Origin of the sequence: Paracoccus marinaquae (assembly GCF_018860165.1) — a bacterium.
GTDB classification, from domain to species: Bacteria; Pseudomonadota; Alphaproteobacteria; order Rhodobacterales; family Rhodobacteraceae; genus Paracoccus; species Paracoccus marinaquae.
The window spans coordinates 1-9887 of sequence record NZ_JAHKNG010000067.1 but is presented as its reverse complement, the minus strand read 5'-3'; the positions used below and the strand labels follow the sequence as shown (position 1 = coordinate 9887).

At 57.3% G+C, this 9887-nt stretch carries 10 protein-coding genes; 2 read left to right on the top strand and 8 right to left on the bottom strand.

Annotated elements, in window-relative coordinates:
- Together KNW02_RS19375 and KNW02_RS19370 are read right to left on the bottom strand one after the other, a co-directional pair.
- Nucleotides 1–185: type II toxin-antitoxin system PemK/MazF family toxin (locus KNW02_RS19375; RefSeq protein WP_348524792.1), on the bottom strand; the 185-nt coding region annotated here is incomplete at its 3' end.
- The gene (locus KNW02_RS19370) at nt 182–400 is read right to left on the bottom strand and encodes an antitoxin MazE family protein (RefSeq protein ID WP_216034838.1); all 219 of its coding nucleotides are present in this window, start codon (nt 398–400) and stop codon (nt 182–184) included. The genes KNW02_RS19375 and KNW02_RS19370, both read right to left, overlap by 4 nt.
- A 330-nt stretch (nt 401–730) precedes the next feature.
- Between KNW02_RS19370 and glf the strand changes: the two genes are divergently transcribed.
- Together glf and KNW02_RS21245 are read left to right on the top strand one after the other, a co-directional pair.
- Nucleotides 731–1876 (top strand): UDP-galactopyranose mutase, encoded by a 1146-nt coding sequence (gene glf, locus KNW02_RS19365; protein WP_216034837.1) that lies wholly within the window; start codon nt 731–733, stop codon nt 1874–1876.
- Between the two features lie 95 nt (nt 1877–1971).
- Entirely contained in the window at nt 1972–3543 is a 1572-nt protein-coding gene (locus KNW02_RS21245; protein WP_216034836.1) for a sulfotransferase, read from the top strand.
- Nucleotides 3544–3582: 39 nt separating this feature from the next.
- Here KNW02_RS21245 and KNW02_RS19355 read toward each other — a convergent pair whose 3' ends face one another.
- From KNW02_RS19355 to KNW02_RS21240, 6 genes are all read right to left on the bottom strand, one after another.
- Nucleotides 3583–4476 (bottom strand): glycosyltransferase family 2 protein, encoded by an 894-nt coding sequence (locus KNW02_RS19355; protein WP_216034835.1) that lies wholly within the window; start codon nt 4474–4476, stop codon nt 3583–3585.
- A gap of 10 nt (nt 4477–4486) precedes the next feature.
- A complete protein-coding gene (locus tag KNW02_RS19350) occupies nt 4487–6100 on the bottom strand; it encodes a glycosyltransferase (protein WP_216034834.1) in 1614 nt (537 codons plus the stop codon).
- 266 nt (nt 6101–6366) lie between these two features.
- Entirely contained in the window at nt 6367–6978 is a 612-nt protein-coding gene (locus KNW02_RS19345) for a recombinase family protein (protein WP_216034833.1), read from the bottom strand.
- Between the two features lie 443 nt (nt 6979–7421).
- Nucleotides 7422–8090 (bottom strand): ParA family protein, encoded by a 669-nt coding sequence (locus tag KNW02_RS19340; RefSeq protein WP_216034832.1) that lies wholly within the window; start codon nt 8088–8090, stop codon nt 7422–7424.
- Nucleotides 8091–8202: 112 nt separating this feature from the next.
- Nucleotides 8203–9234 carry a replication initiator protein A gene (locus KNW02_RS19335; RefSeq protein WP_216034831.1) on the bottom strand — a complete coding sequence of 344 codons (1032 nt, stop codon included), beginning with the start codon at nt 9232–9234 and terminating at the stop codon, nt 8203–8205.
- A gap of 506 nt (nt 9235–9740) precedes the next feature.
- Nucleotides 9741–9884, bottom strand: coding sequence for a hypothetical protein (locus tag KNW02_RS21240; protein WP_348524793.1), 144 nt, complete (start codon nt 9882–9884; stop codon nt 9741–9743).
- Nucleotides 9885–9887 lie beyond the last annotated feature (3 nt).

The window sequence follows — 9887 nt, the reverse complement described above, 5'->3', positions numbered from 1 at the left end:
AATCCGTTCTCGGGAGATGGGGCAACGGTCAGGCGCAGAAGCGGTGCATCAACCATGGTGGACGTGACAGGCAGGATCACGACCGAACCCAGGTCAGAAAACTGATCGGCTTGAATGATGAGCGCAGGACGTGGCTTGCCGTAATCGCCTTGCAGGGCGACCGTCACCAGATCCCCACGCCTCACTTCCAGCCATCCAGATCAGCCAGCGCAGCATCCATGAAGTCCGACAGTCCGGGGTCCTGGCGATCCGCAGTCGCGATCAATGCAGCTTGGCGGCGACATTCACTGGAGAAGCCCGGACGGCGAGTATCAGGCACCCAGATTTGCACGGGCCGCAGCCCTGCAGCCCGCAGGGCGTCACGACGCTTTTGCACACGTTCTGAAACAGGGATCGGCATGGCTCTCTCCTCTTCGTTACATGTAACAATACTCAAGGGGAAATTCAACTTTTGTCAGCTGCAACCTTGCCACTCGCGCTACTGGTGCAGGTCAGAACCGGAGATGCTGGCTTTGTAAACATTCCGCATTTCCTGCCACTTCCCCTTGTCAGTTTGGCAGCCGCGTTGAATATCGGCGGCGACCACAACAGACGGGCACCCTCGAATTGCGTTTGGCTCAACGGCATGGCCCTATCCCGCGACAGGTCTTGGACCTGCGGATCAAGTTTTCTTGGCGATGCACCACGCGACGCGATATGGGTGCCTCGGCGACACGGCAGGAGTGAAGGAATGAAGGTGCTTCTTGTGGGGGCAGGGCTGTCCGGGGCGGTCATTGGGCGCACTCTGGCCGAAGCGGGTCATGACTGCCGTATCATCGACAGCCGCAGCCATATTGGCGGGAACTGTTACACCGAGCGCGATCCCGAAACCGGCGTGATGATGCATGTCTATGGCCCGCACATATTCCATACGGATGACGAAGAGGTCTGGAACTACGTCAATCGCTTCACGACCTTCCTGCCCTTCCAGAACCGGGTGAAGACGACCTCTCAGGGCGCGGTTTATTCGCTGCCGGTGAACCTGCACACGATCAACCAGTTCTTCGGCAAGACCATGCGCCCCGATGAGGCACGCGACTTCATCACCGAGATCGCGGATACCTCGATCGAAGAGCCGCAAAGCTTTGAGGAACAGGCCCTGCGCTTTGTCGGCCGCGATCTCTATGAGGCGTTTTTCAAGGGCTATACCGAGAAGCAATGGGGCTGCTCGCCGACCGAGCTTCCTGCCAGCATCCTCAAGCGGCTGCCGGTGCGTTTCAATTACGACGACAATTACTTCTTCCACCGCTTCCAGGGCATGCCGCGCGATGGCTACACGCCGATGATCGAGGCGATCCTCGACCATCCCAATATCACGGTCGAGCTGGAGACGTCCTATGAGCCCGCCATGGCGGATGAGGCCGATCACGTCTTCTGGTCAGGACCTCTGGACGGGTTCTTCGATTACCGCCTGGGCCGGCTTGGCTATCGCACGCTAGATTTCGAGCGCTTCACCCATGAGGGCGATTATCAGGGCTGCGCGGTGATGAATTACGGCGACCGCGACGTGCCCTATACCCGCATCACCGAGCACAAGCATTTCAGCCCCTGGGAAAGCCATGAGGGCAGCGTCTGCTACCGCGAATATTCCCGCGCCGCCGAGCCCGATGACATTCCCTACTACCCGATCCGCATGGTTGAGGAGAAATCCCTGCTCTCGCAATATGTCGAGCTGGCCCAGGCGACCCCGGGCGTGACCTTCGTCGGCAGGCTGGGGACCTATCGCTATCTCGACATGGATGTGACCATCCGCGAGGCGATGGATACGGCAGGGTCCTTCCTTTCCGGTGCCTCCATGGGGAAAACCATGCCGACTTTCATCAAAAGCCCCCTCTGACCCTGCCGTCTCGTAACGGGCGCAAAATTATGACCCTATCCATGTTTTTCAGATCGCCGAAGACGCCATCCGAGATCCACAAAGACAGGCCATTCGTGATCGAGCTTCCCGATCACCGCCTGCAATACCAACCCGGCGGGGACGGGCTGGTCATCGCCTTCGACAATGCGGCGAGACCCGTCGAAGAGGCCTTCAAGGGGCGCAAGACATGGGGCGAAAGCTTCTATCTTTCCGAGGGCCATTCCCTGCTGGGGGTCATCGCCAGGAAAACCGACTGGTACCGAGATCCTGAGCTCATTCGCGAATTGGAAAAGCTCAAGGGGTTTTTTGCCTCCTTCCGGAATGTCGTCATGACCGGGGGGTCGATGGGTGGCTTTGCCGCCGGCGCATTTGCGCCATTGGCGCCAGGCTGTACGGTGATTGCGCTAAGCCCGCAAAGCACATTGGATTGCCGCCTCGTGCCATGGGAAACGCGCTACAAAGAGGGAAGGGCACAAAACTGGAAGCTCCCCTATGGTGATGCGGCCGCCGGCCTTGGCGCGACGCGAAGGGCCTATATCGTCTACGATTCCCTGGACAGTCTCGACCGGCGGCATGCGGCCCGCATCACGGAAAATGAAACGGTCATCCATTTCAGGATTCCCGCAGGCGGCCATGGGGTTTCTCCCGCTCTCGCACAGATGGGGCTCCTGAAGGATCTGACGCGCGACATGATCACTGGGGCCGCAAATTCCGCTGCCTTCCGCAGATCGGCCAGGCTGAGAAAGACGGCTCTTCAATATCATCGCGTGCTCGCCAATCACGCCATCGCGCAAAAGCGCTACAAACTGGCAGAAAGCATATGTGACAAAGCCATGCCGAGATTTCCCAAGTCGGATCTGTCTGAAATCAAGAGACGCGCAGCAGCATTAATGGGAGGTGTTCTTGGAAGTCAGACCAAGAACTCGCCGCAACAAGCAGGGCCGAAAAAAATGCCAAATGAAAAGGCGCATCGCTTTGACCACAGATTCCCTGATCTAAAGCGGAATATCTTCATTGTCACCTATGGTCGCACGGGTTCCACATTGCTGCAGAACCTCCTGATGACGATCCCAGACTGCCATATGCGCGGTGAAAATCACAATATCATCGAGTCGATATGGCATTCTGCGATGCGTTGCCGAATGGCAAAAAGCGTCTGGGGAAAAGAGGAGGTTTCCTCCAGCCATCCATGGTATGGATCGGATCAGATGAGGCCGGTTTTCTTTGCTCAGGGTATGATCGACAGTTTCGTCAATAACGTCCTGTGCCCGCCTCGCGATGCCAGATATTTTGGCTTCAAGGAAATCCGTTACAATGCCCTGGGAGACCAGCTTCCGGAGGTTCTGGATTTCATGCGCTTCCATTTCAAGGACGCGCTTTTCATATTCAACACGCGAAATCTCGATGATGTCGCGAATTCGGCATGGTGGAAGAACTGGAACCGCGAGGATGTCGTGTCCTTGGTTCAGGGCATGGACCGCCGCTTTGCCGAATATCACGCGGCCCATCCGGAATTCACCGAGATGCTCGCCTATGAAAATTTCTCGTCGGACCCTTTGGCGTTGAAGCCGCTCTTCGAGAAGCTGGGCGAGCCTTTCGATGAGGCGCGCATCAAATCCGTCCTGTCAAACAGGCTGAAGCATTAAGCGCGAAGGGCGGCCCCAGACGGGTCGCCCTCCCTTGGATCAGATCCGGACGATCTTGGGATGGAACGCCATGCCCCGTAAAATCGCGCGGTAGATCTCGCGCCGCAGCTTGCCGGGGACATTGCCGCCCTTCATCTGGCGGTGCGCGCCGTAGGCATAGCTGATGACATTGACCAGACCGCCCTCACGCCGCCGCCATGAGGCCTCATTGCGCGCGCCATAGCGGAATTTCCACAGGCTCTTCTCGTCCACCAGCCCGAAATTGACCCCGCGATTGTCGGGCGTGTCATGGATCACGCGGCTTTCCGGCACAAAAATGCCGGGATAGCTGCGCGACAGGCGGCGCGTATATTCGGCGTCATCGAACCAGATGAAGTAATCCGCGATCGGCAGGCCATGGGCCGCGACCGCCCAGCGGGGCACCAGGATCGAGACGAAAGAGGCGGAATCGACCAGAGCCCATGCCTTTCCGGGACGGACAAAGCGCGGCCAGTCCCAGACAGTGCGTGGCGTGTTCATCTCGCACAGGCTGCCATCTACCCATTCAACACGCGAACAGGCAAAGCTGGGCCGCCATTCATGATCCGCCTGGAAGCTGGTGATGGCCTGCAGGAGCTTCTCGATCGCGTCCGGCTCGGGATAAGCATCATCATCCGAAATCCAGAAATAATCGGCACCAAGATCATAGGCGGCTTTCAGGCCAGCATGAAAGCCGCCGGCGCCGCCCACATTTTTGGGCAGGCGCAGGTAGCGGATCGACAGATCTTCCTTGGCTCGTGCGACAACCAGCTCTCTGGTTTCGTCGGTTGAGGCATTGTCCACGACCAGAATGATCTCGGGGCGCCGGGTCTGGCACTGCAGGGCGTCAAGCACCTTCATCAGCTTGGCAGCACGGTTGAAGGTAACGATGACGGCAGAGGTTTTGGTCAGCATGGTCACAACATCATCCAGCAGACAAAGCAGTTTCTTCATAGATCGGCATCAGGATCTCCTTGGCCGTCATGTCGCGGCCCAACTTGCTGAAAGCGGCCGTCAACTCCTGCTTCTGCCTGGCAAGAAAGGCCGGATCGCGCCAGAGCCGATCAACGATGCCCAGCGTCTCGCGGACGGTGTCATAAGGAGATAAAGGCACCAGAAGGTCTGCAGGCACGACTTCGTACTGCGAACCCACATCGGTAGAGAGCGGGATGCAGCCACGTCCGATCGCCTCATAGCAGACCAGCGCCAGACCTTCATTGTTCGAAGGCAGCAGCATGAGATCTGACCTTTCCAGCAGCGCCGGGACATCCGTATCTGCCGGCAAGAGCGCCACCTTGTCCTGTAATCCATAGCGCTGGATCAACCTTTGCACGGCAGGCAGGAAAGGTCCTTCACCCACCAGGCTTCCACTCAGTTCGACATTGTTGTCCGCGGCCCAGCGGGAAAGCCGCCGGAAGGTTTCGACAACGATGATGGGGCGTTTCTGGTAGTAAAGGCGCCCGATGAAGCTGATATGCAGGCTTTTCTGCCCAGCCTGCAGGCGAAAGCCTGAAAGAGCACCCGCATCTTCACGACGGTCAAGCATTCGCCCAAGCCGCACCTTTCCCACCACAAGGAACTTGTCGCGGTAATAGTCCTCCAGCTGGCCGCTGATTACATGGTGCATGTCGATGAAGTTCGACCAGACGCCGGAGATGCGTGGATATCCGCCATCCGCGTATTCGACAATATGTGTGCTGTCGATCACCTTGACCCATGGCGTCGCGGTCCGGATATGCGGCAGGGCGTCATAAAGCGGACGGCAATGGTGAATATGGATCAGCCGGATATTCTCGGCCCGGACCAGTTCCTCGACATAGCGTGGCCAGAGATGATGCGGCAAATAACGGTCAAGGCGCAGAAAAGTGACGTCCGGGCTGTCCGGCAACTGTCCCTTCAGCCTCTGAAGTTCTGGAACGCTTGCGACGACAAACACCCGAAGCCCTGCCTCACGCGCCCAGCGGATCGTGTCCAACCCAAGTTTCTCGGCCCCTCCCACCTCCAGCCAATGCATACCAACTAGAATGGCAGGGCGTTTGCCTGTCGCAGGCGCCCTGGGCTTGGAAAACAGCGCAGAGCCCCCAAAAGGCAGAGAGCTTGTCCTGTGTGACTTGTCCGCACGCCTCCAGCGCGCCATTTCGGCAAGATAGCGAATCTGCTCATAGAGCATCGGGGCCATTCTGAAAATGAACCGCAGCGGTCTTTGTGGCTGCCATGGCGTATCGGTCTGCCTCCGCTCACTTGGCAATGGCGGCCGCGGGATTGAAATGGAAATGGTAACGGCCGGGGAAGCATCGTGGGGGCCGGGGATGTTTACCTGCCCAAGATACCCCGCCCCCAGAAGATCGACATGCAGGGGCGCGCGCCCCTCGCTTACCGTTGCCGTCGCAGAAATGGTGGCTTCGTCGATACGAAAGATGAAACGCAACTCACAGCCTGGGTAGAGACACTTATAGATCGAGATGGCTTCCGTGACCTCCCGAGAGATATAATCCGTTGATTTTTGCACCAAAGGCGTGCTCTGCTGCAGATGGTTCATCGCTCGGACTTCACTTTTTGCTGTGCGCAACAGGGCTGTAGTTCAGCGCAGCCAAGAGGAAAAGAGTGGATCACTTAGTGATCCATTAATTGTGGGGTCAATCCCTTTTTCACGGTCGCAGGTCGCGTGGTTTTCCAGATGCTTGAGGGCATGATCAGGCGGCCTTCGGCGGGGTACTGAAAAGGGTGGCGATCTCCTCCTTGTCTCTGGTCGGAGGCTTTGACCATCATGTATGGGTCGTTTGCGGGAGAGTGTGAAATCCTACGCTAAGCGGCGAGAGCCCGTTTCCCGGCGTCTCTTAGATTTCCCTTGGGATCAACGTAGCGGTAAAGCGTCACAGGCCTAATGCCAAGTTCCTTGCAAAGAGCTGAGACGGAGGTATCCCGGTTCGCCATTGCGGCTTGTGCCATACGCACCTGAGCCTTGGTCAGCGCGAATTTGCGCCCACCTTTTCGACCTCGGGCGCGCGCAGCGGCGAGTCCGGCCATAGTGCGTTCCCTGATGAGTTCGCTCTCGAACTCGGCAAGGGACGCGAAAATCCCGAAGGACAGTCGGCCGTGAGCTGTGGTGGTGTCAATCTGGGCACCCTGGCCGGTCAGCACTTTCAGCCCTGTGCCTCGCTTGGACAGGTCGGTGACCGTCTTCACCAAATGGTGCAGGCTGCGCCCCATCCGGTCGAGTTTCCAGACAACCAGAACATCACCGTCTCGAAGCGCCTTGAGGCAAGCCTCGAGCCCCGGGCGACCGTCTTTCTTGCCCGAGGCCTGATCGGAATAAATCTGTTCCTCATCGACGCCCGCAGCGATCAGCGCGTCCCTTTGCAGGTTGAGCGACTGGCTTCCGTCAGCCTTTGAGATCCGTGCGTAGCCGATCAGCATGTTTCGTAAACGATCGTTTGAGGCAGGAGGTAGAGAACGGTGTTTCCGCTCATCGCATGCATTCATTATCCCATGTTATAATCAATGATACGTAATACTTTCAAGCAGTTCAAAAGAAACTGATCCTCCTCCGTAGTCTGGTGTTGCTGCTCGGCCAAGTTCAGAAGCCTGTGGTGAGAGTGTCAGTGCTTCCATTGTAGACATCCCACATGCGTTCGATGAGTTGACCTTGGGTGATACCCAGTCTCTCGGCCTCGGTCGCAATGGCCTCCCCCACTCTCGGAAACACCTTCGGATGCAATTGGTAGGTTCGCGGACTCGGCTTGCGACCTGCCTTCTTGTGGGGTGTCCGGTCGAGAAAACCCCTTGCCTCTCCGACTTCATCTACCCGCCGAACCTCTTCGACAGTCGTATCCTTTGGGCGTGCTTTCAGACCCGCCAATCTATTTGAGCCGTTCATATACAGCCTCCGTGAAGCTCTGGGCGTTCTCCAGGGCCTTATCGACCTTGCCGCCAGTCGTCATGTCAGGGTCGTTCATCATCGCAGTCAGATCACCGCCATAGGCAAAGAGTTCAGAAAACGCAGCGCGAGCGACAAGCGAGGGCTCGATCATGTCGATCCCTGCGCCACTCAGCTGCTGTTCGAGCTCTTTCTGGACACGGCTTTTGACCGCCGCGCTGGTTTTAGTCAGAACAACTGCGTGGCGAATCGAACGGCCAAGCGCTTCCTCCTCCTCTCGCACAAGCGCTAGCGCCTCTGAGCCGATCTCGGCATCAAGCGCGGTCGGCTGCATCGGAACGATCACCAGATCAGCTTGCGAAATCGCACGGCTAACGAGCTGCGACGCCACACCCTCCAGGTCCACGATGACGATCCTTCCGTCACCATCGGCCGCACGAATGGTCGGAACGATTTCTGATCGCCCGATATCGCTTTTGAGCGTGACCCTGCTTGGGGTGCCATGGGATGCCCATCTGGTCAGGGATTTGTTCGGATCGCAGTCCAGAACTGTGACTTCAGCCCCCATGCGGGCGAATTCCGAAGCCAGAAGCACGGCGCATGTAGATTTTCCTACCCCACCCTTGGGGCTGGCCATGACGATAACGGGCATTGCCTGATCCTGCCGCTCTTGTTGTTACCGGCATTTTATCTTGAACCGGGTATTTTTCCAACACCGGATTTATTTAAATAACCGGAATTATTTCTCGCACCGGATTTCAATCTTAAGGTCTTCCACGCTTCTCGAACCACTTGCGGCAGAAGCCAATGAAGGCACGGTCGGCATCCCGGGGCGGCTCGATGATCCAGTCCCGCCATTCGTGTTCAAGATGGTAGACGTCCCACCCGGGCGTAACCTCCCGCGCATATTCGTAGGTTTCGGACTTCAGAGGCGGGACGCGGCCTTCAGCGAATGGGGCAGGGGCCATCGAGCCGCGGTTTGTGAAGATAACCATATCCGCATCTTCATCGAAATCGACTTCGTAGTCGGGCAGGTGGTCATGTTTTGCCAGATCCTTGATCATCTGCCGGAACCGTTTCTCCGGGCTCTGCGATCCGCTCTTGAGAAGGAGTTTGGCCAGCGTGATCCGCCAGGTTTTCTGCTGTCCGCAATGCTTCCTCGCCAGTTCGTAAACCCGTCGCTCAATCGGTTTGCGCAGGCGAAAATAATCGCGGTGAAGCGTTAGAACCTCTTCGTTCCGGATTGCGTTGAACACCCAGTCGGACAGTTTCACCTCGCACCAGAGCAGGCGCCCGTCCATTCCATGCTTTCGTCGGATCGAGGAGGCGTCGATCAAACCAAACCCATCGATTTGCTCTTCATCACCGGTAACGATATTGGTGCGGATTCGCGTGCCTTCGAGGCGATCAAGTGCGTCAAGAAGCGAAAGATACTCACGACCGCTGGTACCCCGGTTCGTGAAAATCAGAAGCTCGCGCGAGTTGATCCGAACACGAGGGGAGACATGCTCGCCGCGCTTCAAGGACGCCATGATCTGGCTGATGCAGTAGATCAAAATATCCTTGTCGTAGATCGTCGCAAGTCCCTTTACGCTTGGCGTAATCTCCAGCCAATGCTTGCCGTTCTTGTAGCGCTTCACAGAAGTCTCGGGTTTCTTGGACAGCGAGTAAAACGGATGCTCCATATGCTGCATCACATCCTTCAGCACCGCATCGGCCACATCGCAGATGAAAAGATCATGCTGCGGATGACGATCTGGCAGAAGTGGTCCAAGGTTCGTGTTTTCAGTTACCATGCAGTGACATTCGTGTTTTTAGTTACCTCTGTCAAGATTCGTGTTTTCAGTTACCAAAAGCAGGATTTTAGTTACCGAGATTCGTGTTTTTAGTTACCATTGCTGATGCTAAGTATCTGATTTATTTGTAAAAAAACAGTTCCGGGAGGCGCGTAACACAGATCTAACACATATTTAACACCCTGAGCTTTTACGACGCGACCCGAACCGGGCCCCACGGTAAAGGCCGAGCTTGGAGCCGGGGAGCTGAAGGCCGCCACCGGCGAGAGGAACGAATACGCCGCCTTGCAGACCTCCTGGGCCGAATGATGCCGCGCGAGCATCTGGATCAAAATATCACCCGTGGTCTCAGACGCGAGCTGACGGCCCGTGAGCACCTCTCGCCAACCTATGCCAGGAAGGTGTATGGACAAGGCCCGTGAGGCCGTCCAGCGGCCCGCAGAGAGCCTCCTGGGGGCCTTGCAGGACACCAAGCTGTCCTGGGGCGATACCGCCCGTCTGCGCGGCTACCCGGCCACACCCAGAAACAGCGCCAATAACCGGTTCACGCTAATCATGGTCGTGTCATCCAGGTGGCCGAAGGGCGGGCCGACCTTGTCGGCCTTCACGGTCATGGGCTTGTCCAGCATGATTTGTGAAGGTGCGCGCAATCC

Bases quoted from the DNA above. Each gene is read 5' to 3' on its own strand.
- KNW02_RS19370 (WP_216034838.1), bottom strand. From the start codon at position 400: ATGCCGATCCCTGTTTCAGAACGTGTGCAAAAGCGTCGTGACGCCCTG.
- glf (WP_216034837.1), top strand. From the start codon at position 731: ATGAAGGTGCTTCTTGTGGGGGCAGGGCTGTCCGGGGCGGTCATTGGG.
- KNW02_RS19355 (WP_216034835.1), bottom strand. From the start codon at position 4,476: ATGCTGACCAAAACCTCTGCCGTCATCGTTACCTTCAACCGTGCTGCC.
- KNW02_RS19350 (WP_216034834.1), bottom strand. From the start codon at position 6,100: ATGAACCATCTGCAGCAGAGCACGCCTTTGGTGCAAAAATCAACGGAT.
- KNW02_RS19345 (WP_216034833.1), bottom strand. From the start codon at position 6,978: ATGCTGATCGGCTACGCACGGATCTCAAAGGCTGACGGAAGCCAGTCG.
- KNW02_RS19340 (WP_216034832.1), bottom strand. From the start codon at position 8,090: ATGCCCGTTATCGTCATGGCCAGCCCCAAGGGTGGGGTAGGAAAATCT.
- KNW02_RS19335 (WP_216034831.1), bottom strand. From the start codon at position 9,234: ATGGTAACTGAAAACACGAACCTTGGACCACTTCTGCCAGATCGTCAT.